Here is a 25,494-nt window from a genome sequence, read left to right as displayed (position 1 = left end):
AACCAAAATCTATGGGAGGAAATCATGGATAAAGTCGGCATAGGCATCATCGGATGCGGCAACATATCGGGCGCGTACCTGAAGGCCATGGCGTCTTTCCCCATTCTCGACATCAGGGGCGTGGCGGATTTGAATAGTGAGCTCGCGCAGGCAAAGGCGGCCGAGTTCAACGTGCCGGCCAGAAGCGTCGACGAACTCTTCGCCGATCGCTCGATCGAGATCATCGTCAATCTGACCATTCCGAAGGCGCACGTGGCCGTCGGCCTGCAGGCGCTCGCCGCCGGCAAGCACACTTATTCGGAAAAGCCGCTCGGCATCAATTTCGCCGAAGGCAAGCAGCTCGCCGAAGCCGCCAAGGCGAAGGGCCTGCGCATCGGTGCCGCACCCGACACCTTCCTCGGCGGCGGCCACCAGACGGCGCGGGCGTTGATCGATCAGGGCGTGATCGGCCAGCCCGTGGGCGGCACGGCCACCTTCATGTGCCCCGGCCACGAGCGCTGGCACCCCAATCCAGCCTTCTACTACGAAGTCGGCGGCGGGCCGATGCTGGATATGGGGCCGTATTACATCACCGATCTCGTCAATCTGTTCGGGCCGGTGGCGCAGGTGGCAGGCTTCGCGGTTACGCCGCGCAAGGAGCGCGTGATCACCAGCGAGCCACGAAACGGCGAGCATATCCCCGTGCATGTGCCGACCCATGTGTCCGGCCTGATGGCCTTTGCCAACGGTGCCGTGGTGCAGATCGGCATGAGCTTCGATGTCGCCGGCCACAAGCACGTGCCGCTTGAGGTCTACGGGACCGAGGGAACGCTGATCGTGCCCGATCCCAATCACTTCGGCGGTGAGGTCGAGCTTCTCAGAAAGGGCGGCTCGTTCGAGAGCCAGGCGCTGACCGCACCTTACGCGGATGGAAATTACCGATCGATCGGTGTCGCCGATCTCGCCTATGCGATCCGTGAAAACCGGCCGCATCGCGCAAATGGCAGCCTGGCGCTGCACGTGCTGGAGGTCATGGAAGCGTTCCAGACCGCATCGGACACCGGCCGCACCGTGGCGATATCAACGCAGACGGAAAGACCGGCGCCGATCTCGGAATCCCTCGTCGACGGACGTCTGGGCAAGTAATTATTGAGGAGGAAATTTAATGCGTGAAGCACTGATCGTTTGGGGCGGATGGAGCGGCCATGAGCCGCAGGAATGCGCCGCCATCGTCAAGGACATACTCGAGGAAGACGGCTTCAAGGTCTATGTCGAGCATACCACCGAGGCTTTCGCCGACCCTTCCGTTCACGACCTTTCGCTGGTCGTGCCGATCGTGACCATGTCGAAGATCGAGAAGGAAGAGATCAAGAACCTTGCTGCCGCGATCGAAGGCGGTGTCGGTCTGGCCGGCTATCATGGCGGGGCCGGTGACAGTTTCCGCGAATGCGTGGAATACCAGTTCATTGTCGGCGGCCAGTGGGTCGCGCATCCCGGCAACATCATCGACTACAGGGTCAATATTGCCCGGCCCGATGACCCTGTCATGGAAGGCATTGCCGATTTCGACTACACGTCGGAGCAATATTACATGCATGTCGACCCCTCCAACGAGGTGCTGGCGACGACGACCTTTACCGGCGACCACGCCTATTGGATCGATGGCGTGGTGATGCCGGTCGCCTGGAAGCGGAAATACGGAAAGGGACGCGTCTTTTACTCCTCGCTCGGCCATCAGGCCAAGGAGTTTTCCGTGCCGGAAATGCGCACCATCTTCCGCCGGGGCGCCAACTGGGCGGCGCGCTGAACTCGCGCAAAATAGGTATTAGCACGCGGTTGGAACATTACCGGCCGCGCGCTATTTCTTCATGGTGTTCAACGTGAAGGAGTTTCCAGCATGCGCAAGCTTCTCGCAGTTACCTCGATCGTCATCATGGGCTTTGCCGGCGGCGCATTGGCGCAGATGAACATGGGCATGGACAGCAGCGGTCGGTTTGATGGCTCGCCTCCACTCGGAACCGGCCCGCAGGACGAACAATCGAGCGGCCTTTCCATTCCTCTCGATTCCTTCGAGACTGGAAGCACGGCAGGCACCGCCCCAGTCCAGTGGACACGCTGCCCGCCCAATCAGCGCAATGCGACCAACCGCAAGTCCACCAATCCGGCCTGCATCAACGGACAGTGATCCGATCGGATGCTTGGTCTGCAGCCTCGTGTTTGCGTTTCATCGGCGCGATCTTTTGTGCTAGTGGGGCGGCTCAACGCGAGGCCTAAGACATGCTGCCCTGGATCCAGCTCGATTCCGCTCAAATTCCCGGCGAGGCCGGCGAGCTGCGCCTGAAGCAGCGCGGCAGCGAATTCTCCATCATGCTCGGATCGAACGAGCTGATGAACAGCCGCCTCTCCGGCTCCGAAGAGGCGCTCGCGACGCTGTCCTACGACAAGCTCAAGGGCCGGCCGCGCCCGAGCATCCTGATCGGCGGCCTCGGCATGGGCTTCACATTGCGCGCGGCCTTGGCCGTCGTGCCCAAGGACGCGATCGTTGTCGTCGCCGAACTGGTGCCTGCTGTCGTCAGCTGGGCGAGGGGGCCAATGGCGGAAGTCTTCAAGGGATGCCTCGATGATCCCCGCGTCGGCATTCATCAGGGGGATGTGTCCGAACTTATTCGTTCGAGCCGGGCAAAATTCGACGCCATTCTGCTTGATGTCGATAACGGGCCGGATGGGCTGACCCGCCAATCGAACGATGGGCTTTACGACTTCGCCGGGCTGAAGGCCGCACGCGAGGCCCTGCGTCCCGGTGGCGTGCTCGCCGTCTGGTCATCCGGCCCCGACGCCAGCTTCACGCGCCGGGTGCGCGACAGTGGCTTTGCGGTCGAGGCCGTCAATTCGCGCGCCAATGGAAAACGTGGCGGCGCGCGCCACGTCATCTGGCTGGCGCAGAAGAAGTAGCTCAGCCGGCCTGGCCTTTGCGCGCTGCGGCGATGGCACTTGCGGCGCCAGCGCGAAGCTGTTGCGTGTCCGCGCCCGCGATAACGAGATCGAAGCCCATCTTCAGCAGTTGCCCGGCGCGCTCGCCATTGCTGCCGAAGATACAGGCGAACTTGCCATGCGCGCGGCAGCGGTCAAGCAGCTGTTTCAGCACAACATCCATCTCCGCCGTATCGGGCGCCAGCTGCGCGCCGTTCGAGAGCGCGATGGAAAGGTCCGATGGGCCGATGAAGATACCGTCGATGCCGTCAACGCCGAGAATGCCGTCAGCGGCATCGAGTGCTTCCCGGGTCTCGATCATGGCGATCGCGACGGTCTCCGTATTCGCCGTTGCCAGATAGGTCGCGGCGGCGAGGCCGGTATGGTTCATCGCCAGCGTCGGTCCCCAGCTGCGCTCGCCGAGCGGCGGGTATTTCGTCGCCTTGACCAGGGCATGCGCATCCGCAACCGAATTGATCATCGGCGCGATGATCCCAGACGCGCCGCCATCGAGCAGCCGCGAGGCCGTCGAGAAGTCGCCGACGGGAATACGTGCCATCACCGGCTTTCCGGCCAGCCTGCCCTGGCCAATGCCGTTTGCGGCCGACACCATGTCCCAGACGCCGTGCTGCATATCGAGCACGACGGCATCGAAGGCTTCCTGCGAGAGGTGATTGACGAAGAGCGGATCGGGAATGCCGATCCAGGCCGAAATCAGACCACCGCTTTCACCCGACCGAAGGCGTTTCGAAAAGTCGTTGATCGCAGTTGAACCAGGCATGCCAGTCTCCTTCCGCAGCTCAGCCCGTGGCGCGCTGCTCATCTTGATGGAATTGTTCGATAAAGCCCTTCTGAAGAAGGATGCCGTCCCATTCGTCGGCGAAGAACGGCGAATCGTAGATCAGCGTGTAAGGACCGGCATATCCGGCCTGTCGGCAGGCCTCCAGGCACTTGCCGTAGTCCACGGTGTCCATGCCCGATGCGGTATAGTTGGCCTTCGCGTGGCAGATCTCGGCGCGGCGCATGATGTCCGAAAGGCCGGTATATTTGTCCGGCGCTGACCAATTGCCGAGATCGCCGTTGAGGCCGACCTTGCCGGCGAGATCGTCAAGCAGCCAGTTCATTTCTCGCGGCGACGGCAGGAGATCAAACCAGTTTTCGGTAACGACACGGATGTCACTCTCCTCGGCCTGCTCCACGAGCCATGAGAGGTGACCCGATGAGCGGGCGAGGTTCGCGTCGCTCGGCTGCTGCTTTCCCGCGATGACGCGCATGTTCTTCGCGCCAAGCGCCGTTGCGATCTCGATCCAGCCGGCGATCCAGCGGATGTCGCGCCCGGCCGTCGCGGGGTTGCTCGGGTCGCCGTCCTCGACCAGCAAGGTCTGAAGCATGACGCCGGACTGATCGAGGGCTGCGCGCAGCCGCCGCAGATAGTCCGCGTCGAGGCTCGGCAGATGGAAGGAGCAGATCTCCAGCCTGTGGATGCCGCGATCGGCAAGCTGGCGCGGAACGTCGATCAGCTCGACGCTGCCGGGGCCGTAAGGCTCCTGCGGCGCCGCGCTTTTGGCCGGATCGGGGCTATAGGGATAGACGGCCCCCAGCGCCCGATGCAGCGACCACGTGGAGACGGCGAACCGTCCGTTCTCGATATCCTCGATCATTCCATTCCTCCTCCTCGTTCCCGCCCTATCTAGGCAGCTACGCCTTGGAGTTTCAAACGGAATCTCCCGTGATCACAGCTTCCGCCGAAAGGCTGGCGGCAAGCAGCGCCTCGTCGCGGCCGGCGGTTGCCGAAAGCAGCAGGCCGACCGGCATATCCGCGTCGCCCGTCCCGCAGGGGATCGACACACCACACCAATCGAGGAAGTTGCCGAGCATGGTGTTGCGCAAGGTCTTGCCATTGGTCGCGAAGAAAAGATCGTCGTTTGCCTCCAGCGCGGCGATCGGTGGCGCGACATGGGCGACGGACGGGTAGGCAATAATGCTATCGCCGACCATCCGGTTGACCTCCGCGATCAACCGCTCGCGGGCTTCGATAATGGCGATGTAGTCAGGCATGGTGATCGTCTGGCCAAGGCGGGTGCGCTGCACGACGCGGTGGTCCATTTGATCCGCTTCCGGCCCGGCGAGACGTTCGCGATGAAGCGCGAACGCTTCTGCCGTAACCAAGCTGCCGTATTTGCCCATGAGGGCGAGGATCTCGTCGAAGGCCGGGATAGTGACGCGGGTGACCGAAGCACCTTCCGCGATCAGCCACTCCACGCTTTGCTCGAAGGCAGCGACGACGCCGGCCTCCGCGCCATCGAACACGACATTATCTGGAATGACCAGATCCAACTCCCGAAGCGAGCTCGGGGTGATGGTGGGCGCGGCGGTGAGGCCGCGCATGGCTGCGTCCACCCAGACCGTGTCCTGAACGGTGCGGCAAAGGGGGCCGAGTGAATCCAGGCTTCGCGCCAGCGGAAAGACACCGCCCATCGGGTAGCGTCCGCGCGTTGCTTTGTAGCCGACGAGGCCATTGAAGGCGGCGGGGATGCGAACCGATCCGCCTGTGTCAGTGCCGATCGCGACCGGAACGAGGCCTGCGGCCACCGCGGCACCGGCGCCCGAGGAGGAGCCGCCGGGAATACGTGGCTCATCCTTGCCGCGCGGATTGTGCGGCGTGCCGTAATGCGGGTTTATGCCGAGACCCGAGAAGGCGAACTCGCTCATGTTGGTGCAGCCAACGGCGACCATGCCGGCCTGGGCGAGCGCGGTCACGACAGCAGCATCGTCTTCTGCCACGGGGGCGTCCCGCAGGACCTTGGAGCCGGCCGTCGTCGCGCGCCCCTTGATGTCGAACAGATCCTTCCAGGCAACGGGGATGCCCTCGAGCAACCCACGCGACCGGCCGGCCTTCAGCCGTGCCGAGGACGCCTTGGCCTCTTCAAGCGCGCGCTCGGCCAGCAGTTCGGTGAAGATCGACTGATCGGGGTGCGCCTTGATGCCTTCGAGAACTGCCTCAGTGACCTCAACCGGATCGGCGGCGCCATTCTGGATGAGAACGGAAAGTTGCGCGATCGACATCGCACCAAATGATTTCGTCATGTCAGTGTCCGTGGTCTGGATGAATACGCGACCTAAGCCGAAATTCCTCGAAGTGCCAAGCCCTTGAAGCCAGATCAAACCGATTGGTTCGATTTTATGAACACTGAGTTTGTGTATCCGGCCTTCAACCGTGGCGGTTGCCACCACATATCGGGAATGCGCGAAAGACGCCACGGGTCGAGGGATGTTGTAGGCACCTCGCGCGGATTTCAGGAGCGAGACAATGAGAGATGTAGACAGCTGGAGCGCCCCTCGCGGCGACACGGTCCATCATCATGCAACGGACGAAGAGTTGGACGGTATGGGCGAGCGCGAATACGTGGAACACATCAAGGCAACCAGCCGGCCATCAGTGTCGGAGCGGTTTATGATCGTTGGAGCCCTGCTGGTTCTTGGCGCGGCGGGGTATGTCGCGCATATGAACACCTCGACGGCATCGGCTGTCGATCTCGCCCCTGTAGGAGCGATCTCGGATTCCGGCCCGTCGCTGGATTATTGCCGAGAGCATAGCCCGTATCCAGACAAGTCCTGCTGAGGACTTCCAGCTAGACTGGAGAAACGGTGATCGTGACTTAGTTCTAGTCGGGGGAGGGCATCATGTCCGGTAATATCGACTACGATCTCGATCGCTTCATCGACGCTCAAAACGGTGTCTACGATCGCGCGCTTGCGGAGCTCAGGAATGGCCGCAAGCGCTCGCATTGGATGTGGTTCATCTTTCCGCAGATGGCAGGTCTCGGCACGTCGTCAATGGCCGAGAAATATGCCATCCGCTCGGCCGGCGAAGCCTCGACCTATCTGGCCGATCCCATTCTCGGCGCCCGCCTTTTGCGCTGTGTCGACGCCGTATTATCGATCGATGGAAAATCCGCGCATGAGGTCTTCGGATCTCCCGATGACCACAAGCTGCGATCGTCGATGACGCTGTTCGCGGCGGTCAGCGACCACGGATCACCTTTCCATCAAGTGATAGATCATTTCTACGATGGAGCGTTCGACCATCGCACGATCGAACTGCTTGATGCCGCCCGCTAGTGGGCGTTATCCGACGCGGGAATGTTCGAGCGTATCGATCTCCGCCGAGATTTCCTCGATCCGAGCACGCAACTCACGATCAGTGCCGTCGTTGACATCCTCGTCACCGAAGCAATCGCGCGCTTCATAGAGTTCTAGCCTGGCCTCAAGCTCCGCCCGTTTGGCATACAGGCGATGGAGATAAATGTAGTTCATCTTCTCGCTCAACCGTGTTTCCACATCTGGTTGAAAACGAGTTGCCCTCACGAAAGTTCCAAGCGTAGAGACCAGCGCTCAGGCAAACGCCGCGACAGCGGCGTTGCACGCCTTGGAAAAGTGGCCGCAACAGTTGTCCTTGCCCATCGATTGACGGGTGACGCGGGCGCCTTCCAGAAGCAGGGTCAGTGTGTCTGCCAGCAGCTGCGGTTCGCGCGCGCCGGCGGCGAGACAGAGCGCCTCAAGCCTGTCGCGTTGCTCCGCCTTATGGCGTTCGATGACGCTATAGGCGGGGTGCCCCTCACCCTTCAGCTCGATCGCGGCGTTTGCCAGATCGCAGCCGACCTGATCGCCGCAAAGGCTCTGCGTCCTGAGCTCGATCCAGGCAAGCAGCTGGGCGCGGGCATCGTCGGGATGCGTGGCTTCCAGCTCTCGCCAGATCGCTTCGGCCTTTTCGGAGGCACGGCGCAGTGTTTCGCACACCAACTCATCCTTCGATCCGAAGTGGCGGTAGAGCGTCATCTTGTTGGTGAGAGCGCCTTCGGCGATGGCATCGACGCCGATGCCGCGGATTCCGTGCTCACGGAAAAGCTCTGCCGCGGTCGAGACGATACGTTCCCGGGGAGGGATCTTTTCATCGGTTCCTGCAGGCAGAAGAGCTGTCGAAGTTTTTGATTTTTCTGCGGACAATGTCCTTGACATCCATGTGACCGATCGGTAACAAATGCATTGTTACTTACCGGTAACACCACTTTTCGCGGAAGTCAATTGCCGAGAGGGCAGCGCGGCCGAAGTGGAACACGGGCGACCGCCCACGAAAGGAGGACTGAGCCATGAGAAAGACCAGAGACGACCTGACGATATCCGAAGCCCTTCGCGACCCCCTGATCGCCATGGTGATGCGCGCCGACGGCGTGAAGCTTGAAGATTTCAAGCGGCTCCTGGAGACTGCGGCTGTGAAGCGCGAACAGCGTACCAACCCGGTCAAGAAATTCATCGATGTGATCAAAGGCAATCCGGCTGCTGTCTGCAGCTATTGCTAACGCCTTGGGCTTCCCTGCCCCCCGAAAGCCGTCGCCACATTGGCGGCGGCTTTTTTGTTTTTGGTGATCAATGCGGTGCGTTGTGCCCAGATGTCTAGTTCTGGCATTTGATGGAGCGGATTAAGGGTGAAGCGTTCGGGCTGTGAAGCCCATGCCTTGAAAATAAACTCATAGGATGTGAGGCCTTGAGAGGCTTGAGCCTCCGGCCGATATGACGCCATGTGTCATCGATGGTGCGCTTTTGTGCATTTTCATCCAATGCTCGCGCTTGGAGAAGGCTTGTTCTATCGGATTGAGGCCCGACGAGTGGCAGGAGCCAAAACCGCGCACCGGCGGCGTTGATCAACTGACGGATGGCTATCGACTTGTGGCTGCCGAGATTGTCCATGACGACGATGCCGCCTGGCTTGAGCACCGGCACCAACTGCTGCTTGAAATAGGCGCGGAAGCATTGGCCGTTCATCGGTCCGTCGAAGACACAGGGTGCTGTAAGTCGATCGTTTCTCAAGGCGGCTAGGAATGTCAGCGTGCGCCAGTGGCCATGCGGTGCAAATGCCCGCAGTCGCTTGTCTTTGGGACCCCAGCCCCTGATCGGCGACATGTTGGTCTTCATTGATGAGACCTGAAGACTAACGGTTATCTGAAAGTGCGCGATTTGCTCACTGAACTCGGGATATTTGAACCGCGTTTGATGTCGTGGCTGCACCAGTAATTTGGTGACGACGAAGGGCTAGGCTGAAGCCCGGTATCGCGCCGGGCATTTGGCTGGTGAGCCCACCGCACCGAGATAGCTGTTGTCGCCCGCAACGGGCGACAACGAGGGGTTAGATGGCGTTCGCCAGCTTGTTTTCGATATAGAGCTGGCGGAGCTTTAGGGTCTGTAGCCCCGGTTTGCCATCGCCGACCGGTTGTCCGTCGATCGAGGTCACCGGTAGAACGAAGTTGGTGGCCGAGGTAATGAATGCCTCGGCGGCATTTTGAGCTTCATCAGGCGTGAAGGCGCGTTCCTCGACGGCGAGGCCGGCATCGCGGGCGATGTCGAGAACGCTGAGGCGGGTAATGCCATGCAGGATCGCGTTGGACAGGCCGCGCGTGATCAACTTCCCATCCTTGCTGATGATGTGCGCAGTCGCCGAGCTCGCCTCCGTGACGAAGCCGTTCTCAACCAGCCAGGCATCGTCAGCACCCACGGATGCGGCCTGCATCTTTGCCATCGAGGGATAAAGCAGCTGAACAGTCTTGATGTCGCGGCGTGCCCAGCGTTGATCGGGAACGAGTGCCACGGAAATCCCGGTCTTCACCTTCGGATTGTCGAGGACAGACTTTGCCTGGGTGAACAAGACGAGGGTCGGCGTCGCGTCCGTCGGGAAGGCGAAGTCGCGGTCGGCCGCGCCGCGGGAAATCTGCAGATAGATCAGTCCCTCCTGAAGATCGTTCCTGCGGACGATCTCGCGATGAACGGCCAGCAGTTCCTGTTCCGTCAGCGGGCAGGTAATCCCGAGTTCGGCCATGGAGCGCTGAAGGCGCGCCGAATGGCCGGCATATTCAAGCAGTTTGCCGCCCACAACGCCGGTGACTTCGTAGATCGCGTCGGCGAACAGGAAGCCACGGTCGAAGACGGAGACTTTTGCGTCAGCTTCGGCGAGCCAGCTGCCGTTCAGATATACGGTACGGGTCAAAATCATTCCTCGTTCAGATTTCAGGTTTGGAAAAGGGGGCTATGTCGATTCCGGCGGCGATGAGTTTGTCACGCAACGCATGCGCCGTCACCGCAGCGCCCGGCGTGTCGCCGTGAATGCAGACCGTGGCAGCATCAACGTCGAGGCTTTTGCCGCCGACCGTCGGGATCTTGTTGTTGCAGACCATCGAGAGAACCTGATCGACGCTTTGGTCGACATCATGAATGACGGCACCCTCCATTTGCCGTGGCGCCAGCATGCCATTGTCGAGATAACGGCGATCGGCATAGACCTCGCAGGCGACGCTGAGGCCGGCGGCCTCGGCGGCCCGCATGGTCTGCGAATAGGGGAGGGTGATGAAGACGAGGTTCTGATCGACGGTGCGGATGGCGCGCACGCAGACGGCCGCCAGTTCCGCATCCTCGGCCGCCATGTTTCCGAGCGAGCCGTGCGTCTTCACGTGGGTGATCGGCCAGCCGAGCGCCGACGCCATCCCCTGGATCGCGGCGATCTGATAGATGATCTGCGCCTCTATATCCTCAGGCCGCTCGCCCGAAATTCTGCGTCGGCCGAAACCATAGAGGTCCATGAAGGACGGGTGGGCGCCCACGGCGACGCCATGCTTCTTGGCGCTCAGGATCGTGTCGCGCATGACAACGGGATCGCCGGCATGGAAACCGCAGGCGACGTTGGCCGTGGTAATGATCTCCATCATGGCCGCATCGTCGCCGATCTTGTAGGCGCCGAAGCTCTCGCCCATGTCGCAGTTCAAATCTACTGATACCATGGCTGAACTCCTTGTTTGCGAGGGCGCCGCCGGCCATTCGTCAATTGCCGCTGGGCGTAGGATAATGCTTGACATACAGTTGGTGTACTGAAATGACAAGGGCATTGTCGATTGAGAATCTCGCTTGTCGAGACGTGTTTGATGGTGATGGTGGAAATATCTCTCGCTTTCCGTTTGCGCTCGGCACTTGGGCCTCTTGAGCGGTATTCTACTGCGCCCGCGGCCCTCTTACAGGTAAAGTCGCGCCCATGGCCATGATGCAGTCGGTCCATCCCAACTATCCGCGCATTATCGCGTCCGGCGACAGTGCGCTCGTGGTCGAATTCTCCGACCACATCGATGAGGAGACGAATGAGCGTGTCATCGCCTTGGCGGACATGCTGGCGACGCGGCCGATAACAGGCGTCATCGAAACCGTTCCGACCTATCGTTCGCTCCTCGTCGCTTATGATCCCGTCATCATACGCGGGAAGACCCTTTCCTCTTCGCTTGAAACATTGCTCGGCCAGCTGTCGGTGGGCGGCGCAACCGCGCGCCGGATTACCGTACCCGTTCTTTATGGCGAGGAGGTCGGGATCGATCTCGATGAACTCGCGGATATGAAGCAGATGTCGCGCGAGGAGCTGATCGCGTTGCATGCGTCCGCCGATTATCGCGTCTATATGATCGGCTTCGCGCCGGGCTTTTCCTATCTCGGCGGCCTGCCGCAGCAATTGCATACACCGCGCCTTGCCGTTCCGCGCCAGCGGATCGAGGCCAGTGCGATCGGCATTGGCGGCAAGCAGGCCAGCATCAATTCCGTTCCCGGACCAAGCGGTTGGCGCTTCATCGGCCGCACGCCGCTCAGGCTATTCGATCCCTCGCGACCTCAGCCATTCCTGTTGCGCGCCGGCGATCGCGTGCGCTTTCGCCCTGTCGATACCGACGAGGCCGAGAGCCTCGATGCTGCCGTCAGGCAGGGCGAGCCGGTGGAGGAATGGGAGACGCCATGACCATGCTCCATATCAAACAGGCCGGCCCGATGCTGACGGTCCAGGATCTCGGACGCACCGGCCTTATGCACCTCGGCGTCTCCGGCGCCGGTGCCATGGACCGGATGTCGATGCTGATCGGCAACCGGCTGGTCGGCAACGCGGACAGTGACGCGGTGCTGGAGTTCGCGCATGTCGGCGGGGCGTTCGTGGCCGAAAAGCCGGTCCGCTTCGCGGTGACCGGTGGCGCCGTCGACATCACCGTCGACGGTGAGATCAGGCACGGTTGGGAAAGCCATTGGCTGATGCCGGGAGAGGTCCTGAAGATCGGCGCATTGCGACAGACCGTCTGGGGTTATCTCGCCATCTCGGGCGGGATCGAGACGCCGAAGGTGCTGGGCGCGCGCTCGACGCATCTTCGCTCCGGTCTCGGTGGCATCGAGGGTCGGCGGCTTGCGATCGGCGACCATCTGCCGCTCGGCGAGACAAAACCGGCAGCGCTCTTGGCGCTTCGCAAGCCCTTCTCCCGCTCGAACGGTCCGGTGCGCGTCGTTCCGGGACCGCAGGCGGATCATTTCGACGCGGAGGCCTGGAAGAATTTTCTGCTGGAGCCATTTCGTATAACCCCGAGCCGGGACCGCATGGCGCAGGTCCTCGATGGGCCGGAGATCCATGCCTTTGACGGTCACGATATTGTTTCCGATGGCACAGTGGCAGGCTCGATCCAAGTGCCTTCGTCCGGCCGGCCGATCGTGCTGATGGCGGAGCGCCAGACCACGGGCGGCTACCCGAAGATCGCGACCGTTGCCTCGGTCGACCTGCCAAGATTGGCGCAGACGGCGACCGGCAGCACCATTCGCTTCAAATCCATATCCCAGAAAGAGGCGGAGGAGCTGCTGATCGCGCGCAATGACGCGCTCGCGGATATCCTGGCGTCTCTCGAAGAAAAACCAGAGGACGTGGCAAAGGTGGAGGACCGACAAATATGAGCCAACCGCTTGCCAAGCAGGCCTATGCGAAAATCATCGAGATGATCCTCGCCGGCGGACTCAAGCCCGGCGACGTCTTGCAGGAAGCGAGGCTCGGCGAGGAACTTGCCATGTCGCGCACGCCGGTTCGCGAAGCGATCAAGCGCATCGAGGCCGAAGGACTTGCCGTCCAGGAGGGGCGCTTTCTCAAGGTTCGCACGCTGACCTCAGGCGAGGTGAACGAGATCTTCTTTCTCCGAAGTGTCATCGAAGGCTATTGCGCCCGCCATGCGACGGCGGTCGCTCCCGCTATCCTCGACGGTTTCGAGAGGCGCGTGACCGCCCTGATGACCGAAGGACCGGGCGAGGAAGACGAGCAGCGCCGGGTCGATGATGATTTCCATCTGACGCTGGCGCGTTCCACGTCCAACCAGATGGTGGTGCGCACCATCAGCGATCTCAGGCGCCGGCCCTGCATGTTCGACCACAGCCTCGTTCCCGCACGCTATCTGAAGGGTTGCGAGGAGCACCTTGAGATCATTGCGGCGCTGCGCGCCAAGGATGGAGAACAGGCTGGAAAGCTGATGAGCCGACATGTCCTCAATGCCCGCGACGCGATTGTCGGTCGGCTTGAAAGCAACGAGCGGAAAGCAATGCGATGAAGTGCCTGATCGTTCAACCCATTCACAAGGATGGCCTTGATCTCCTGCGGCAGGCGGGCGTGGAACCCGTGCTGTGCCCATCGCCGGACGCTGAGACCGTATCGACGATGATCATCGGCTGCGACGCCGCCATCACCCGCGATGCGGGCCTCTCGGCTGCGCCCATCCTCGCAAGCGATCGCCTGAAGGTTGTTGTCGTTCACGGCGCTGGCCACGATGCCGTCGACAAGCGCGCGGCGCATCAAAAAGGCGTGCTGGTGTGCAACACACCCGGCGCGAACGCGCAATCGGTTTCGGAACTCGCCTTGGGGCTCACGCTCGCGGCGGCTCGGCTTGTTCCCGCTGCCGATCGTGCGGTTCGCTCCGGCGAGCGCGGCTTTCGCGAGGCCCATACGTTTCATGAATTGTCCGGCAAGACCGCGCTCGTCGTCGGCTGGGGCGCGACGGGCGCCGGATTGGGGCGGATGCTTCACGCAGCGCTCGGCATGCGGGTTCTCGTTTTTTCGCCGAGAAGTGCCGATGTCGGCACCTTTCAGAGGGTGACCACGCTTGCTGAGGGCCTCGCACAGGCCGATGTCGTCTCGCTCCACACCCCCATGCGCGATGAAACGCGAGGCATGATCGGCGCCAGCGCTTTTGCGGCCATGAAGCCGGGCACCATTCTCGTCAACACCGCGCGCGCAGGTCTGATCGACGAACCGGCGCTTGCCGAGGCACTTGCAGGCGGGATTGTCGCTGCGGCCGCACTGGACGTCTATTCGCCGGAAGCGCCGAGCGGTCCGCTAGGCGCCACCGAGCGGGTTATCTTCACCCCGCATCTCGGCGGCACGACGCCGGAGGCGTTGCAGCGGGTCGCAGTCGGCGCCGCCCGCAATGCGCTCCTGGCGCTCTCCGGCGAGAAGCCGGCCACAACCATTGAATTTCTGCCGGAGGTACCCGCGTGAGCGCAATCATCAGGGACACGATCGATCGCCTGCTCGATCGCATCAACGCCATTTCCGATCCCGGCCCGGGCTTCACCCGCCCATCCTACAGCCCGCTCGAAAGCCGCGCGCATGATGTGGTGGCAGAGGAAGTAGAGCGCCTGGGAATGACAGTGACGCGGGACGCCGCGCTCAATCTCTTCGCGCGCCTGCCGGGACGTGATCGCGATGCGCCGCCTATCTATGTCGGCTCGCACGTGGATACGGTTGCCATGGGCGGCGCCTATGACGGCGCAGCCGGTGTCGCCGGCGCTGTTGCCCTTGCGGCGGCCTTCGTGGACAGCGGGCAGACGCCGCCGGTCGATCTTGTCGTCATTGTCACGCGCGCTGAAGAGAGCGTGTGGTTCCCCGTCTCCTATGCCGGCTCGCGGGCTGCGCTCGGGCGCCTGACTGCGCCTGAATTGCAGGCGAAGCGGGCCGATAATGGCCACACCCTCAGCGACCACATCCGCGCGGAAGGTGGGGATCCCGATGCCATATTGGGCGGTCCGGGCCTTTCGCCGGCGCGCTTCATCGAGCTGCATATCGAGCAGGGGCCTGTGCTGGACGATGCGAAGGAAGCGTTCGGCATCGTCGATGGCGTACGCGGTGGTTTGCGATATCGCGAGGCGCGCATCGACGGAACATGGGCGCATTCGGGCGGAGCGCCGCGCGCGGCGCGCTCGGACGCGGTCTTCGCGCTGGCCGATCTGATCGTTGCCATGGACAAGCACTGGGCTGACATTCTCGATGGTGGCGACGATCTCGCCGTCACCTTCGGTCGGGTCGATGCGGCAAGCTCGGAACACGCTTTCGCCAAAGTGCCGGGCCGGGTCGATTTCTGCGTCGATCTGCGTAGTGACGATGTCGCGGTTCTCGAACGCGCCGACGCGCTGCTGCAGGCCGAGGCGGCATCGATCGCCGCGTCGCGTGGCGTGCGCTTCGATTTCGGTGAGCAGTCGCGTAGCCAGCCGACCCGGCTGTCGGCTGATCTCGGCGACATGATTGCCGATGCGGCGAAACGGCTCGGCCACTCGCCGCGCCGGATGCTGTCGGGGGGCGGCCATGATGCGGCAGCCTTCGCGCAGGCGGGCTGGGACTCCGTCATGGTGTTCCTGCGCAACTGGAACGGCAGCCACAATCCCGATGAAGCCATGGACAATGCGGATTTGGCCGCGGCAGTCGAAACCTTGTACGCCGCGATTGCCGGCGAGACGGGCGGTTCACGATGAGTGAAAAGGAAAACCTGACACAACAGGTCTATCGCGATCTGAAGCAGCGTATCCTGGAAGGACAATTTTCCTCCGGCGATATGCTGACGGAACGTTCGCTCGCGCAGGACTCGGGCATTTCCCGGACGCCGCTGCGCGCGGCGATCTCGCGCCTTGAGAAAGAGGACGTGATATCGAGGCTGCCGAACGGCGCGCTCATGGTGCGCCAGGTCACCGTGGAGCAGCTGCTGGAGATCGTCCAGCTCAGACGCTTGCTTGAAGGAGCAGCAGCCGAGACGGCGGCCACGCGACCGCTGACAGCCGATCTCATCCAGTCGCGCGAACGCATGCGTGCCTACGCCAATGGCGGCGACATCGCTTTCGATCACTTCTGGCTCGACGACGATGCGTTTCACAATGCTGTCGCCTATGCCGCTGAGCTTCCTCTGCTCGCGACCATGCTGACCGAAATGCGCGGCATCGCTCGCCGCTGCACAATCACACGCACGCACGATCGCTTCGACCAGCAGGCGCTCGAGCACATCGCCGTCATCGACGCCATCGAAGCCGGGGACGGCGCCGCTGCGCGGGTGGCGATGGAGACCCATTTCGACAGCGTGCGTGCCCGCTTCCTCGGCTGGCTGGCACGGAGCTGAGACATTGAACATGCAGCCGAAGATACTGAACGAAAACATGGACACGCTCCGCGGAAGCGAGGCATCGTTTTCGCGCGACGAGTTCGCCCGGCGCCAGGGGCGGGCAGTGTCGGCGTTGGTGGCCAGCGGCCATGAGGCGCTCGTCGTCACCGGGCCGGAGACGATCTATTGGCTGACAGGGCGCCAGACCGCCGGATACTTCGCGTTTCAGGCGCTGATCCTGACGGCATCGGGTGAGCTCACGCTGCTGGTGCGACAGCTGGAACTCTACGGTACGGTGGCCAATACCTGGCTTTCCGACATCGTCGTCTACCAGGATGGCGAGAGCCCTGTCCCGGCGCTGGTGGCACTGCTGCGAGACCGCAAGATCGCACGGCCTGCGATCGAACTCGGCGGTTGGTTCCTGCCGCCACGTGTGGCCGAGGAGATCGCCAGCGAGCTGGGACAGAGGCGTCTTGCCGACGGCTCTGACATCTTGCCGCCGCTGCGCATGGTCAAATCCGCCGACGAACTTTCCGCCATCCGCGCCGCCGCTGGCTATGCCGAAGCGGGCATGATCGCGGCCATCGACGCCTGCCGGGACGGTGCCAGCGAAAACGATATCGCGGCAGCGATGCTGCAGGCGGCAACACAAGCCGGTTCCGAGGCCATGGCGATGGAGCCGCTTGTGTCATCCGGGCCGCGCAGCGGCCTGCCGCACATGACCTGGCGCCGGCGCCTGTTGGAAGCGGGCGATCCCGTGTTCCTCGAACTCGCGGGAAGCCACGCCCGCTATCATTCCGCGCTCATGCGCAGCGTCTGGATCGGCGGCCCGCCTGATGAGGCGCAGCGGATGATGGATTGCTCGCTGCGCGCCCTCGACGCCGCGCTTGCGGCGATCCAGCCGGGCGCGCCGTGTTCGGCGCCGCATGAGGCCGCACAGAGCATCATCGACGAGGCCGGCTACACCGCCGCGTTTCGCAAGCGCATCGGCTACTCGATGGGCGTCGCCTTCGCGCCCGATTGGGGCGAGGGGGGTATCCTCAGCCTGTTTACAGGCGTCTCGTGCGTAATCGAGCCGGGCATGGTGTTTCACCTGCCGGCGACGCTACGCAGTTATGGCCACTGGACGGTCGGGGCGTCGGAGACGGTGATCGTTACCGAACACGGCGCCGAGCCGCTATCGAGCCTGCCCAGAACACTCACCATTCGCTGATCAAGACCATTTCGCTCTCACAAAGGAGGCCACCGTGCGCTCACTCTTCCATCTCGCCTACCACGTCACCGATCTCGACGCGTCGAGACGCTTCTACGGCGACGTCCTCGGCTGCGCCGAAGGACGCTCGACCGATACCTGGGTCGATTTCGACTTCTTCGGCCACCAGATATCGTTGCACCTCGGCAAGCCGTTCGAAGTCACGCGCACCGGCAAGGTCGGGGACCACATGGTAATGATGCCGCATCTCGGCGTCGTGTTGCCCCTTGAAGATTGGTTTGCGCTCGCCGAGCGTCTGCAGAAAGGCGGTATCGCCTTCGACATTCCGCCGGTCATCCGCTTCGAGGGTGAGCCAGGCGAGCAGCGGACCATGTTCTTCTTCGACCCGAGCGGCAACCCGATCGAGGTCAAGGGCTTCAAGGACTTCGATAGCGTCTTCGCACACTAAGCAAAAAGGACCGGGCGATCATCTCGCCCGGTCCTTTCTTATTCAGGTTGCGGTTGGCGCTCAGCCTAGAAGACGCTCGGCGATTTCGTCAGCAGCTCGTTGCCATCCTTGCCAATGATGATGATGTCTTCGAAGAAAGCCGCCCCGACGCCGTCGAGCGACAAGAACGCCTCGACGCCGAAGACCATGTCCTCTTCCACGACGTCCTCTGGCATCGACATGGTCGTCGAGATGCGCGGCAGCTCGAAGCCGAGACCGATGCCGTGGCCATAGAAGGGGAAGTTCTTCATGATCGGTGAGATCGAGCCGCCGAACGCCGCCGTCATGCGGTCGCCTTCGGCCGCGACATCGAGCAGTTTCGTCCCGGGCCGCATCATGTCCGACAGGCGATGCACGATATCGCCGGCGGCTTCGATCAGGCGCAGCTGTTCGCTGTTGGCCCTGCCACGCACCGCCGTCCGGCCCGGGTCGAGGTAATATCCCTGAAACAGCGGGCCATGGAGCGTGCCGGTGACGATGTCGCCGACAGCAGGCACATCGGCGCTATAACCCGTGAGCGGGAAGCGCTGGTCGAAGCCCAGCGTGTCGCCATGGTTGGTGCCGATCATCTGGATGCGGCCACCACGGCGCACGACCTCGCGCGCGGCCTCGCCGGCCGCTTCACGCTCCGACATGCCGCTGATCAGGCTTTCCATCAGGATCGTCATCCCCGCCGTCGCGGTCTCGCCCGCGACGCGATAACAGTCGAGCTCGCGCTTGCTCTTGATCCGCCGAACGGATCTGACAAGGTCGTCGGCCGGGATCCATTCGATATCGGGCGCAATGGCTTCCAGCTCGCGGTAGTATTTTACCGGAATCAGGTTGGTGCCAACGAGCGCGACGGGGCCCTTCACGCCGCGTTCGACGAGCGAGCGGGCAACGCTTTCGAAGGGATGGTTGCTGGTCAGCACATCATCGATCGATACCAGATCGCGACGAACTTCCGGCTCGTCGATATGCAGCTGCGGCGCCCGCCCTTCCTGGAGGATGACGCCCGCGAAGGATCGCGCTGTCCAGATCAGCGAATCCATGCCGCTGCTGATCGCATAGTGATTGGAGAGGTAGAGGATATCGCCGCAATTGTCGGTCGTTCCGCCGCCGCGCCCGAAGACGACAGTGGTGGTGAAGCCGCGCCGCTTCAGCTCTTCTTGGACGCGAGTCCAGCGCGCCTCGTATTCGTCCAGCGGAAAATAGCGCTCCATCCTGTCACTCCGTATGCACTCATGTGTTAAGGCTTTGATTTTCGGTACACCACGAGTATCCGGACGTCAATCGAGCCTTTTGCGCTTCTGCTGATTAATGCGCCAACCGGCGCAATATGCTCACGCGACAAGCATTCCGTGTCTAAATTATATACAAGAAGGCAATTATATGGGCGATAATTTATTGAAATTGCTACTTGAACTCCACTGGTATACTGAATAGGGTTGCCGGGACTTGATCGATCGGACCATCCCAGCACTGATCGCATCGAAGAAAGACGAGTTTGAAATGAGCCTAGACGCAGATATCGTGCCCGCCAGCAGGGGGCGCTCCTTCAAGATGAAGGCCGGGCAATTTGCCCTCGTGACGAACACCCACGGCAACCAGGTTGTCGATGCCTGGGCGTTGGCTGACAGCGATCACTTCGAGACGTCTTCGCTCGATCACACGCGTTCGATGAACAGCAATATCTTCTTCACCGAGGGGATGGCGCTGATGAGTTCACGCCGCCGCCCCATGCTGACAATGGTGGCCGACAGCGCCAAGGTCAGGCACGACACGTTGCTTTGCCCGTGCAATCGCGAGCTCTATCAGCAGCTCGGATGCCAGGAATATCACCGCAGCTGTACCGACAATTTCCACGAGGCGCTGTCTGGCGTAGGCATCGAAATGCCGTTCACGCCTGCGTCGTTGAACCTCTTCATGAACGTGCCCGTCACCGCTGACGGCACCGTCGATCGCGTTCCGCCCGATACGGCTGCCGGCGATTATGTTGTCATGCGCGCCGAGATGGATCTGATCTTCGTGCTCTCTGCCTGTCCGCAGGACATCACGCCGATCAACGGCGCCGCGCGCACGCCGCGCGATGTGGCGGTCAATATCCTCGATACCTATTCGTCGGAGGTGTCAGCATGAGCGAGCAGCTTCTGAAACTGCGCGAAATCCGCAAGAGCTTTGGCGAGAACGAGGTGCTGAAAGGCGTCTCGCTGGACGTCAAGGCGGGCGAGGTCGTTTCGATCATCGGCGCCAGCGGCTCCGGCAAGAGCACCTTCCTGCGCTCGATCAACGCGCTTGAAATGCCGCAATCGGGTTTCATGGAGTTCGAGGGCCTGTCTTTCGATTTCCGTCCAGCCTCGCGCTTCTTCCCCACGGCGTCGCAGCTGCAGTCCTTGCGGGCGCGCGTCGGCATGGTGTTCCAGAGCTACAATCTCTGGCCGCATATGACGGTGCTTGAGAACGTCACGCACGCGCCGATCCGTCTCTTGAAGCTGCCGCGCGCGCAGGCGATCGAGGAGGCCGAGGCTCTGCTATCGCGGATCGGCCTGTTCGAAAAGCGCCATAGCTATCCGTCGCGACTTTCGGGCGGCCAGCAGCAGCGCGTGGCGATCGCCCGTGCGCTCGCCATGAAGCCGCGCCTGATGCTGTTCGACGAGGTCACCTCGGCGCTCGATCCGGAACTCGTCCACGAGGTGCTGGTGTTGATGGCATCGCTGGCGTCCGAGGGCATGACCATGCTGCTCGTTACCCATGAGATCGCCTTCGCGCGCGACGTCTCCTCGCGCGTCCTGTTCTTCGACAAGGGCGTGATCGCCGAAGAGGGGCCGCCGGATATTCTGAGGCACCCCGAAAGCGACCGCCTGAAGCAGTTCCTTCATCGCATCCTGCATGACGACGTTGGTCATTCCTTCTCGAACGATCAAGGTCAGGGAGCGCAGGCGTAATGAGCGGTTTTATCGAAGAAGTTCAGCTTTATGGTCCAGGCTTTCTCGAAGCCGCCTGGACGGTCTTTGGCCTGACGATCCTGACGATTGTCGTCAGCTGGGCATGCGGTCTGCTGGCTGCATTGGCGCAGCGCTCCAAATGGAAATCCGCGCGCGTGGCGGCGGGCTTCTATATCTGGTTCGTTCGCGGCACGCCGACGCTGATTCAGGTGTTTATCATCTATTTCGGCCTGCCGCAGATCGGCATCCGGCTTTCGCCGTTTACCGCCGGCGTCATCGCGCTCGGTATCAACAGCGGCGCCTATGTGGCCGAGATCATCCGCGGTGGCCTGAACGCCATCCCGCGCGGCCAAAATGAATCGGCGCTGGCGCTCGGCTTCAGTCCCAGCGAGACCATGCGCACGATCATCCTGCCGCAGGTCTTCCGCATCGTCCTGCCAGCGGTCACCAACGAGGCGATCTCGACGCTGAAGAACACCTCGCTGCTTTCGACCATCACCGTCGTCGAACTGACGCTTTACGCACAGACGTTGATCGCGGCGACCTTCCGCCCCTTCGAGTTCTACATCGCCGTGGCGGTCATCTATCTCGTCCTGACCACGATCCTTACATTCGTCGCCTCCTGGCTTGAGCGACGCTACGCCAACCTGGGTTGAGGTCAGCCATGAGTGTCCTGCCGATCGACTCGCTTGAAACGCCTCGGTTCTGCGGTGTCCCGACCTTCATGCGCCTGCCGCAGGCAATGACATTGAGTGGGCTGGATGCGGCCGTGATCGGACTTCCCTCCGATTCCGGCGGCCCGTACCGCACCGGGGCGCGCTTTGCGCCGAATGCGGTGCGCGCCATGTCGGTGATGCTGCGTCCGATCAATCCCTATCGCGGCAATATCAATGTCTTCGAAGAGCTTGCCGTGGCTGACGTTGGCGACGCCAACGTCGTGCCGGGATACGAGATCGAATCTCTTGAGCGCATCGAAGAGTCGGTCGCAGCATTGGTCAATGCCGGCATCGTCCCCTTCGCGATCGGCGGCGATCACTCGATCACGCTGGCCGAGATCAGGGCGCTCGCCAAGGTCCATGGCCCGATCTCACTGATCCACTTCGATTCCCACACCGACACCTGGGACAAGTATTTCGCCGGCAAGAAGTATAGCGCCGGAACGCCGTTCCGCCGCGGCGCAGAGGAAGCCATCATCGATCCCGCGCACTCGATCCAGATCGGCATGCGCGGCTCGCTGTTCCAGAAGGACGATATCAGCCAGTCCATCGATCTCGGATACGACGTCCTGACGACCGACGATGCGCTCGATCTCGGCCCTCATGATCTCGCCCAGCGCATCGCCGATCGTGTCAGCGGCCGGCCGGCCTTCATCTCCTTCGACATGGATTTCATCGATCCATCTGCGGCACCCGCGGTCCAGACGCCCGAGGCGGGTGGGCCGACGGCGCGTGAGACGCTTCAGATCTTGCGCGCCCTGCACGACATCAACCTCGTCGGCTGCGACGTGGTCGAGGCCAATCCGCTCTACGACGGGCCAGGACAGATCACCGCCTTGATGGCCGCTACCGTGATGGCGGAGCTGATGGCTTTGCTTGCTTCCCAACGCGCTCAGGCGAAGGGCTAACGAAAACCGGCGGCGCGACGCCGAGTGAATGCACTGAACCAACATAAAGGGAACTGAACCATGAAATTGAAGTCTCTCATCATGACCGCCGCCGCCCTTGCAGGTATGGCTGTCGGCTCTCTCGCTCATGCCGCCGACCTCGAGCTGCTTCAGCCTAGCAAGCTGATGGTCGCCACCGAAGGCACCTACGCGCCGTTCAGCATGCGCGCACCTGACGGTAAGCTCGATGGCCTCGAAATCCGCGTCATGACTGAGGTCGCAAAGCGCCTCAACCTCGAATACACGCCCGTCTTGATAAGGGCGCGACCGCCAAGGGCTACAAAGCCGAATCCGACGCCATGCAGGACCTCGTCAACGGCAATGTCGACGCCGTCATCACCGATGCGATCGCCGCCGCCTACGCCATCAAGTCCGCGAAGATGCCGCTGACCATGACCGACGATTATGTCAGTCACGTTCAGAAGGGCTTCGCCTTCAAGAAGGGCAAGCCGCATCTGGTCGAGGCAGTCAACAAGGCACTGGCCGACATGGTTGCCGACGGCACCTACGCCAAGCTGACGACCGATCTGGTCGGCTTCGATCCGACGCCCAAGGACCCGATCAAGACCATTCAGTAATGATCACATGGCCGGGCACCGAAAGTGTCCGGCCTTCCTTTCTTGATATCGCCCGGCGTCCTAGACGGGCAACCCATACAGAGCAGATCGATGTCGTCTCGCATCGCGCTTATCACGCGCTTATCCAAGGCAGCCGAAGACAACTGGCTCACGGTCCTCAGTGCGGCTATGCCGCGTGAAACCATCCGTTCCATTCGTGCGATGTCGACCGAAGAGCTCGCTCTCGTCGACATCGCCATCGTCGCCAATCCCGATCCTGTTGATCTTGAGCGGCTGCCGAACGTGAAATGGGTGCACAGCCTCTGGGCGGGTGTCGAGCGGCTGGTTCTGGAACTCAAAGGCTTCTCGCATCCGATCGTGCGCCTAGTAGACCCGGATCTTGCGCGGACCATGGCCGAGGCGGTGCTCGCCTGGACGCTCTATCTCTCCCGCGACATGCCCGCCTATGGCATGCAGCAGCGCCAAAGTCTTTGGCGGCAGCTCCCTTACCGGTCGGCACTCGATACCCGTGTCGGCCTATTGGGCCTCGGCGCTCTTGGTTGCGCTGCCGCCCGGCAGTTGCAGCTGGCGGGCTTTGCGGTTAGTGGCTGGAGCCGCACCGAAAAGCAGGTTGAAGGTGTCGCGACCTATTTCGGCCCGGATGGCCTGGACGCCATGCTGAAGACTTCGGACATCGTGGTTTGCCTGCTGCCGCTAACCGCTGAAACGACCGGTCTCCTTGGCGCGCGCGAATTTGCTCTTCTGCCCCCGAACGCCTGCTTCATTAATTTCGGACGTGGCCACATCGTGAGGACAAACGATCTGATGGCTGCGCTCGACACGGGCGCCGTCAGTCACGCAGTGCTTGATGTCTTCGAAACCGAACCGCTCGATGAGCAAAGCCCTCTATGGGGGCATTCCCGCGTAACCGTGCTGCCCCATATTTCGGCGCCCACCAACCAGTCGACGGCAGCCAACATCGTCGCCAATAGAGTTGGAACATATCGCACAAATGGCGTTCTACCCGAAGGCATAGATTTCAATCGGGGCTATTAAAATAGCGCGTCTCGAAGACGATTCAGAATGTCCAGAAGAATCACACCGCATCTTGAGCTTCCGTAAGGAGAGTACGACAGCTTGGTGACCATCGTAAGCGGCACTTATTTTCAACAATGAGTGCAGACACACGTGAGCTGAGCCAAGATTTTGCCGTTTTCCCTCGCGAACAGCCTCAATGCGCTGCCATTGGAATGCCGCAGGTTCGACCCGCTCAAGAACAGTAACCCCAGCGAAGCGGCGTTCTAGTCCGATTCGTCAGTAGTGTGGCGGGAGAGTTGGAATGTCCGCCGATATGCAAAGTAGAAATGTCCGAGAGGTCGCTGCATGGCACACCGGCCAGCCCCGATCTGACCGGCTGATCCCATTTGCAAGATCAGATCGGGGCGGGTAGTAAGCACACCCTTTCGGCTTTAGCTTTGAGACACGTCATTCCGCAGCCTGCTGTCGCGACAGTGCTTTCTGGCGCCGCGCAATTACCGCCGGATCGTTCATTAAATCCGTCCGCCGGCCTGGTCCGCGAGCACGTTTGACATAGCCATTCTTGTCGCTGTTGCTCTTCACCTTCGGCTTGTCCTGCTGTTCCTGGCACTCTTTGATATAGGTCAGAACATCACCCAACCGCTTGTTCTCGGTGATCGCGACGGCATCCAGATGATCTCCTCGGGCACGGCACAGATCGCCATGGTCGCCGCCGAAAGCGTATTTTCCGCCGAGGGTCGTGGTGAGCATCTGAAGGTGATCGGCGCGCGCTTCCAGATGAAACCGCAGGCCATGACCTGCCGGCAGGACTCCGGCGTCACAGATGCGCATATGGTCAAGGGCAAGCGCCTTGCGATCAAGCAGACGGCGACAAAGCAGGCGGATGTGCTTCTGTCCAAACTCGGCATGACCGCAAAGGATATGGAAACACTGAGCGTCGGCGGCAGCGATATCTCGGCGATCATCGCCGGCCGCGTGGATTGCCTCTATTCGACCTTCGCATTCAACGAACCGCGCCTTATCGAAGGGGCCGGCGTGCCCGTCAACGTCCTGCCGCTCGGAGACTACGGCCTGAACGGCCAGCCCGGTGCTATCACGGTAACGGAGAAGTATCTGAACGAGAACAAGGACGTCCTCACCGCTTTCCTGACGGCCGAGAGCAAGGCCTGGGCGGAGTTCTTCAAGGATCCGGCCGCCGCCGCAACGTTCACGGTTGAAGGCGGCTTCAACGACGGGCCGGGCGCCAGGTCAGCTTCATGACCAGCGAGACGACCAAGGAAAAGGGCATCCTCTACCTCGGGCCGAAGGTCTGGCAGGAAACGGCTGCCAATTCCTTCGCCGCGAAAAGCACACCGAGCCTGATCGACCCGTCCGAATTCCTGACGACGGAGATCCTCGACAAGGTTGAACGCCCGAAGCTTTAAC

At 61.9% G+C, this 25,494-nt stretch carries 32 protein-coding genes and 2 pseudogenes; 24 read left to right on the top strand and 10 right to left on the bottom strand.

Features of this window, described 5'->3' with window-relative positions; translation table 11 throughout:
- Positions 1-24 precede the first annotated feature (24 nt).
- The 4 genes from J5286_RS27180 to J5286_RS27165 all read left to right on the top strand — a co-directional run bounded on the left by J5286_RS27180 (position 25) and on the right by J5286_RS27165 (position 2,931).
- Entirely contained in the window at positions 25-1,125 is a 1,101-nt protein-coding gene (locus J5286_RS27180; RefSeq protein WP_209193114.1) for a Gfo/Idh/MocA family protein, read from the top strand.
- 19 nt (positions 1,126-1,144) lie between these two features.
- Positions 1,145-1,786, top strand: a complete 642-nt coding sequence (locus tag J5286_RS27175; RefSeq protein ID WP_209193113.1) for a ThuA domain-containing protein — start codon at positions 1,145-1,147, stop codon at positions 1,784-1,786.
- A gap of 90 nt (positions 1,787-1,876) precedes the next feature.
- Positions 1,877-2,164, top strand: a complete 288-nt coding sequence (locus J5286_RS27170) for a hypothetical protein (RefSeq protein ID WP_209193112.1) — start codon at positions 1,877-1,879, stop codon at positions 2,162-2,164.
- Between the two features lie 92 nt (positions 2,165-2,256).
- Positions 2,257-2,931, top strand: a complete 675-nt coding sequence (locus J5286_RS27165; RefSeq protein ID WP_209193111.1) for a spermidine synthase — start codon at positions 2,257-2,259, stop codon at positions 2,929-2,931.
- Position 2,932: 1 nt separating this feature from the next.
- On the opposite strand, the gene J5286_RS27160 is transcribed toward J5286_RS27165, so the two are convergent.
- Genes J5286_RS27160 through J5286_RS27150 form a run of 3 tightly spaced genes read right to left on the bottom strand, consistent with a single transcriptional unit; the run spans position 2,933 to position 6,036 of the window.
- Positions 2,933-3,730, bottom strand: coding sequence for an HpcH/HpaI aldolase family protein (locus tag J5286_RS27160; RefSeq protein WP_209193110.1), 798 nt, complete (start codon positions 3,728-3,730; stop codon positions 2,933-2,935).
- A gap of 19 nt (positions 3,731-3,749) precedes the next feature.
- Entirely contained in the window at positions 3,750-4,610 is an 861-nt protein-coding gene (locus tag J5286_RS27155) for a sugar phosphate isomerase/epimerase family protein (RefSeq protein WP_245206590.1), read from the bottom strand.
- A gap of 52 nt (positions 4,611-4,662) precedes the next feature.
- Complete coding sequence (locus J5286_RS27150; RefSeq protein WP_209193109.1) at positions 4,663-6,036, bottom strand: amidase; 1,374 nt, start codon at positions 6,034-6,036, stop codon at positions 4,663-4,665.
- 223 nt (positions 6,037-6,259) lie between these two features.
- Here J5286_RS27150 and J5286_RS27145 point away from each other — a divergent pair, with 223 nt between their 5' ends.
- Together J5286_RS27145 and J5286_RS27140 are read left to right on the top strand one after the other, a co-directional pair.
- Entirely contained in the window at positions 6,260-6,571 is a 312-nt protein-coding gene (locus J5286_RS27145; protein WP_018896541.1) for a hypothetical protein, read from the top strand.
- A 62-nt stretch (positions 6,572-6,633) separates the two neighbouring features.
- Positions 6,634-7,071 carry a DUF1810 domain-containing protein gene (locus tag J5286_RS27140; RefSeq protein WP_209193108.1) on the top strand — a complete coding sequence of 146 codons (438 nt, stop codon included), beginning with the start codon at positions 6,634-6,636 and terminating at the stop codon, positions 7,069-7,071.
- 6 nt (positions 7,072-7,077) lie between these two features.
- On the opposite strand, the gene J5286_RS27135 is transcribed toward J5286_RS27140, so the two are convergent.
- Positions 7,078-7,266, bottom strand: coding sequence for a hypothetical protein (locus J5286_RS27135; RefSeq protein ID WP_209193365.1), 189 nt, complete (start codon positions 7,264-7,266; stop codon positions 7,078-7,080).
- Positions 7,267-7,344: 78 nt separating this feature from the next.
- Complete coding sequence (locus J5286_RS27130; RefSeq protein WP_026282638.1) at positions 7,345-7,968, bottom strand: TetR/AcrR family transcriptional regulator; 624 nt, start codon at positions 7,966-7,968, stop codon at positions 7,345-7,347.
- Positions 7,969-8,099: 131 nt separating this feature from the next.
- Between J5286_RS27130 and J5286_RS27125 the strand changes: the two genes are divergently transcribed.
- Positions 8,100-8,309: a hypothetical protein gene (locus tag J5286_RS27125; RefSeq protein WP_209193107.1), complete on the top strand. Its 210-nt coding sequence runs from the start codon at positions 8,100-8,102 to the stop codon at positions 8,307-8,309.
- A 94-nt stretch (positions 8,310-8,403) separates the two neighbouring features.
- Here J5286_RS27125 and J5286_RS27120 read toward each other — a convergent pair.
- The 3 genes and pseudogenes from J5286_RS27120 to J5286_RS27110 all read right to left on the bottom strand — a co-directional run.
- Positions 8,404-8,922 (bottom strand): annotated as a pseudogene (locus tag J5286_RS27120) (transposase); the annotation flags it as partial.
- 211 nt (positions 8,923-9,133) lie between these two features.
- On the bottom strand, positions 9,134-9,994 hold the full coding sequence (locus J5286_RS27115; RefSeq protein WP_209193106.1) for a D-amino-acid transaminase: 861 nt from the start codon (positions 9,992-9,994) through the stop codon (positions 9,134-9,136).
- 7 nt (positions 9,995-10,001) lie between these two features.
- Positions 10,002-10,775 (bottom strand): LamB/YcsF family protein, encoded by a 774-nt coding sequence (locus tag J5286_RS27110; RefSeq protein ID WP_209193105.1) that lies wholly within the window; start codon positions 10,773-10,775, stop codon positions 10,002-10,004.
- Positions 10,776-11,023: 248 nt separating this feature from the next.
- Here J5286_RS27110 and pxpB point away from each other — a divergent pair, with 248 nt between their 5' ends.
- The 8 genes from pxpB to J5286_RS27070 are packed head-to-tail and all read left to right on the top strand — an operon-like array spanning position 11,024 to position 17,848.
- A complete protein-coding gene (pxpB, locus tag J5286_RS27105; protein ID WP_209193104.1) occupies positions 11,024-11,767 on the top strand; it encodes a 5-oxoprolinase subunit PxpB in 744 nt (247 codons plus the stop codon).
- A complete protein-coding gene (locus J5286_RS27100) occupies positions 11,764-12,735 on the top strand; it encodes a 5-oxoprolinase subunit C family protein (RefSeq protein ID WP_209193103.1) in 972 nt (323 codons plus the stop codon). Before pxpB ends, J5286_RS27100 begins: the two co-directional genes overlap by 4 nt.
- Entirely contained in the window at positions 12,732-13,376 is a 645-nt protein-coding gene (locus J5286_RS27095; RefSeq protein WP_209215395.1) for a GntR family transcriptional regulator, read from the top strand. The genes J5286_RS27100 and J5286_RS27095 overlap by 4 nt, the downstream gene beginning before the upstream one ends.
- Positions 13,373-14,320, top strand: a complete 948-nt coding sequence (locus J5286_RS27090) for an NAD(P)-dependent oxidoreductase (protein WP_209193101.1) — start codon at positions 13,373-13,375, stop codon at positions 14,318-14,320. Before J5286_RS27095 ends, J5286_RS27090 begins: the two co-directional genes overlap by 4 nt.
- Positions 14,317-15,570, top strand: a complete 1,254-nt coding sequence (locus tag J5286_RS27085) for a hydantoinase/carbamoylase family amidase (protein ID WP_209193100.1) — start codon at positions 14,317-14,319, stop codon at positions 15,568-15,570. The genes J5286_RS27090 and J5286_RS27085 overlap by 4 nt, the downstream gene beginning before the upstream one ends.
- Positions 15,567-16,205 carry a GntR family transcriptional regulator gene (locus J5286_RS27080; protein WP_209193099.1) on the top strand — a complete coding sequence of 213 codons (639 nt, stop codon included), beginning with the start codon at positions 15,567-15,569 and terminating at the stop codon, positions 16,203-16,205. The genes J5286_RS27085 and J5286_RS27080 overlap by 4 nt, the downstream gene beginning before the upstream one ends.
- A 10-nt stretch (positions 16,206-16,215) precedes the next feature.
- A complete protein-coding gene (locus J5286_RS27075) occupies positions 16,216-17,400 on the top strand; it encodes a M24 family metallopeptidase (protein ID WP_245206589.1) in 1,185 nt (394 codons plus the stop codon).
- A gap of 34 nt (positions 17,401-17,434) precedes the next feature.
- Entirely contained in the window at positions 17,435-17,848 is a 414-nt protein-coding gene (locus J5286_RS27070; protein ID WP_209193098.1) for a VOC family protein, read from the top strand.
- Positions 17,849-17,913: 65 nt separating this feature from the next.
- Here the strand turns inward: J5286_RS27070 and J5286_RS27065 are convergent, their stop codons facing one another.
- Entirely contained in the window at positions 17,914-19,089 is a 1,176-nt protein-coding gene (locus J5286_RS27065; protein ID WP_209193097.1) for a M24 family metallopeptidase, read from the bottom strand.
- A gap of 289 nt (positions 19,090-19,378) precedes the next feature.
- On the opposite strand from J5286_RS27065, the gene J5286_RS27060 reads away from it, so the two are divergent.
- From J5286_RS27060 to J5286_RS27035, 7 genes are all read left to right on the top strand, one after another.
- The gene (locus J5286_RS27060) at positions 19,379-20,005 is read left to right on the top strand and encodes a DUF1989 domain-containing protein (RefSeq protein WP_245206588.1); all 627 of its coding nucleotides are present in this window, start codon (positions 19,379-19,381) and stop codon (positions 20,003-20,005) included.
- Positions 20,002-20,811, top strand: coding sequence for an amino acid ABC transporter ATP-binding protein (locus tag J5286_RS27055; protein ID WP_209193095.1), 810 nt, complete (start codon positions 20,002-20,004; stop codon positions 20,809-20,811). Before J5286_RS27060 ends, J5286_RS27055 begins: the two co-directional genes overlap by 4 nt.
- Positions 20,811-21,467: an amino acid ABC transporter permease gene (locus J5286_RS27050; protein ID WP_209193094.1), complete on the top strand. Its 657-nt coding sequence runs from the start codon at positions 20,811-20,813 to the stop codon at positions 21,465-21,467. The genes J5286_RS27055 and J5286_RS27050 overlap by 1 nt, the downstream gene beginning before the upstream one ends.
- A gap of 8 nt (positions 21,468-21,475) precedes the next feature.
- On the top strand, positions 21,476-22,435 hold the full coding sequence (locus tag J5286_RS27045; protein WP_209193093.1) for an agmatinase: 960 nt from the start codon (positions 21,476-21,478) through the stop codon (positions 22,433-22,435).
- Between the two features lie 60 nt (positions 22,436-22,495).
- Positions 22,496-22,864 (top strand): transporter substrate-binding domain-containing protein, encoded by a 369-nt coding sequence (locus tag J5286_RS31660; protein ID WP_348529293.1) that lies wholly within the window; start codon positions 22,496-22,498, stop codon positions 22,862-22,864.
- Positions 22,774-23,052, top strand: coding sequence for a transporter substrate-binding domain-containing protein (locus J5286_RS31400; RefSeq protein ID WP_245206587.1), 279 nt, complete (start codon positions 22,774-22,776; stop codon positions 23,050-23,052). The genes J5286_RS31660 and J5286_RS31400 overlap by 91 nt, the downstream gene beginning before the upstream one ends.
- Before the next feature lie 90 nt (positions 23,053-23,142).
- Positions 23,143-24,087 (top strand): 2-hydroxyacid dehydrogenase, encoded by a 945-nt coding sequence (locus J5286_RS27035; RefSeq protein ID WP_209193092.1) that lies wholly within the window; start codon positions 23,143-23,145, stop codon positions 24,085-24,087.
- Positions 24,088-24,516: 429 nt separating this feature from the next.
- Here J5286_RS27035 and J5286_RS27030 read toward each other — a convergent pair.
- Positions 24,517-24,729, bottom strand: a pseudogene (locus J5286_RS27030) (ISNCY family transposase); the annotation flags it as partial.
- A gap of 12 nt (positions 24,730-24,741) precedes the next feature.
- On the opposite strand from J5286_RS27030, the gene J5286_RS27025 reads away from it, so the two are divergent.
- Positions 24,742-25,329, top strand: coding sequence for an ABC transporter substrate-binding protein (locus J5286_RS27025; RefSeq protein WP_209193091.1), 588 nt, complete (start codon positions 24,742-24,744; stop codon positions 25,327-25,329).
- The gene (locus tag J5286_RS27020) at positions 25,326-25,493 is read left to right on the top strand and encodes a hypothetical protein (protein WP_209193090.1); all 168 of its coding nucleotides are present in this window, start codon (positions 25,326-25,328) and stop codon (positions 25,491-25,493) included. The genes J5286_RS27025 and J5286_RS27020 overlap by 4 nt, the downstream gene beginning before the upstream one ends.
- The last annotated feature ends 1 nt before the right edge of the window (position 25,494 follow it).

This window comes from Rhizobium sp. 16-488-2b (assembly GCF_017741815.1).
Taxonomy (GTDB): Bacteria; Pseudomonadota; Alphaproteobacteria; order Rhizobiales; family Rhizobiaceae; genus Rhizobium.
The sequence above is the reverse complement of the archived record's forward strand: the minus strand, read 5'-3'. Positions and strand labels throughout refer to the sequence as shown.

What these genes read in the sequence shown, in the direction of transcription:
- J5286_RS27180 (WP_209193114.1), top strand. Translation starts at nt 25, where the DNA reads ATGGATAAAGTCGGCATAGGCATCATCGGATGCGGCAACATATCGGGC.
- J5286_RS27175 (WP_209193113.1), top strand. Translation starts at nt 1,145, where the DNA reads ATGCGTGAAGCACTGATCGTTTGGGGCGGATGGAGCGGCCATGAGCCG.
- J5286_RS27170 (WP_209193112.1), top strand. Translation starts at nt 1,877, where the DNA reads ATGCGCAAGCTTCTCGCAGTTACCTCGATCGTCATCATGGGCTTTGCC.
- J5286_RS27165 (WP_209193111.1), top strand. Translation starts at nt 2,257, where the DNA reads ATGCTGCCCTGGATCCAGCTCGATTCCGCTCAAATTCCCGGCGAGGCC.
- J5286_RS27160 (WP_209193110.1), bottom strand. Translation starts at nt 3,730, where the DNA reads ATGCCTGGTTCAACTGCGATCAACGACTTTTCGAAACGCCTTCGGTCG.
- J5286_RS27155 (WP_245206590.1), bottom strand. Translation starts at nt 4,610, where the DNA reads ATGATCGAGGATATCGAGAACGGACGGTTCGCCGTCTCCACGTGGTCG.
- J5286_RS27150 (WP_209193109.1), bottom strand. Translation starts at nt 6,036, where the DNA reads ATGACGAAATCATTTGGTGCGATGTCGATCGCGCAACTTTCCGTTCTC.
- J5286_RS27145 (WP_018896541.1), top strand. Translation starts at nt 6,260, where the DNA reads ATGAGAGATGTAGACAGCTGGAGCGCCCCTCGCGGCGACACGGTCCAT.
- J5286_RS27140 (WP_209193108.1), top strand. Translation starts at nt 6,634, where the DNA reads ATGTCCGGTAATATCGACTACGATCTCGATCGCTTCATCGACGCTCAA.
- J5286_RS27135 (WP_209193365.1), bottom strand. Translation starts at nt 7,266, where the DNA reads ATGAACTACATTTATCTCCATCGCCTGTATGCCAAACGGGCGGAGCTT.
- J5286_RS27130 (WP_026282638.1), bottom strand. Translation starts at nt 7,968, where the DNA reads ATGTCAAGGACATTGTCCGCAGAAAAATCAAAAACTTCGACAGCTCTT.
- J5286_RS27125 (WP_209193107.1), top strand. Translation starts at nt 8,100, where the DNA reads ATGAGAAAGACCAGAGACGACCTGACGATATCCGAAGCCCTTCGCGAC.
- J5286_RS27115 (WP_209193106.1), bottom strand. Translation starts at nt 9,994, where the DNA reads ATGATTTTGACCCGTACCGTATATCTGAACGGCAGCTGGCTCGCCGAA.
- J5286_RS27110 (WP_209193105.1), bottom strand. Translation starts at nt 10,775, where the DNA reads ATGGTATCAGTAGATTTGAACTGCGACATGGGCGAGAGCTTCGGCGCC.
- pxpB (WP_209193104.1), top strand. Translation starts at nt 11,024, where the DNA reads ATGGCCATGATGCAGTCGGTCCATCCCAACTATCCGCGCATTATCGCG.
- J5286_RS27100 (WP_209193103.1), top strand. Translation starts at nt 11,764, where the DNA reads ATGACCATGCTCCATATCAAACAGGCCGGCCCGATGCTGACGGTCCAG.
- J5286_RS27095 (WP_209215395.1), top strand. Translation starts at nt 12,732, where the DNA reads ATGAGCCAACCGCTTGCCAAGCAGGCCTATGCGAAAATCATCGAGATG.
- J5286_RS27090 (WP_209193101.1), top strand. Translation starts at nt 13,373, where the DNA reads ATGAAGTGCCTGATCGTTCAACCCATTCACAAGGATGGCCTTGATCTC.
- J5286_RS27080 (WP_209193099.1), top strand. Translation starts at nt 15,567, where the DNA reads ATGAGTGAAAAGGAAAACCTGACACAACAGGTCTATCGCGATCTGAAG.
- J5286_RS27075 (WP_245206589.1), top strand. Translation starts at nt 16,216, where the DNA reads ATGCAGCCGAAGATACTGAACGAAAACATGGACACGCTCCGCGGAAGC.
- J5286_RS27065 (WP_209193097.1), bottom strand. Translation starts at nt 19,089, where the DNA reads ATGGAGCGCTATTTTCCGCTGGACGAATACGAGGCGCGCTGGACTCGC.
- J5286_RS27060 (WP_245206588.1), top strand. Translation starts at nt 19,379, where the DNA reads ATGAGCCTAGACGCAGATATCGTGCCCGCCAGCAGGGGGCGCTCCTTC.
- J5286_RS27055 (WP_209193095.1), top strand. Translation starts at nt 20,002, where the DNA reads ATGAGCGAGCAGCTTCTGAAACTGCGCGAAATCCGCAAGAGCTTTGGC.
- J5286_RS27050 (WP_209193094.1), top strand. Translation starts at nt 20,811, where the DNA reads ATGAGCGGTTTTATCGAAGAAGTTCAGCTTTATGGTCCAGGCTTTCTC.
- J5286_RS27045 (WP_209193093.1), top strand. Translation starts at nt 21,476, where the DNA reads ATGAGTGTCCTGCCGATCGACTCGCTTGAAACGCCTCGGTTCTGCGGT.
- J5286_RS31660 (WP_348529293.1), top strand. Translation starts at nt 22,496, where the DNA reads ATGAAATTGAAGTCTCTCATCATGACCGCCGCCGCCCTTGCAGGTATG.
- J5286_RS31400 (WP_245206587.1), top strand. Translation starts at nt 22,774, where the DNA reads ATGCAGGACCTCGTCAACGGCAATGTCGACGCCGTCATCACCGATGCG.
- J5286_RS27035 (WP_209193092.1), top strand. Translation starts at nt 23,143, where the DNA reads ATGTCGTCTCGCATCGCGCTTATCACGCGCTTATCCAAGGCAGCCGAA.
- J5286_RS27025 (WP_209193091.1), top strand. Translation starts at nt 24,742, where the DNA reads ATGATCTCCTCGGGCACGGCACAGATCGCCATGGTCGCCGCCGAAAGC.
- J5286_RS27020 (WP_209193090.1), top strand. Translation starts at nt 25,326, where the DNA reads ATGACCAGCGAGACGACCAAGGAAAAGGGCATCCTCTACCTCGGGCCG.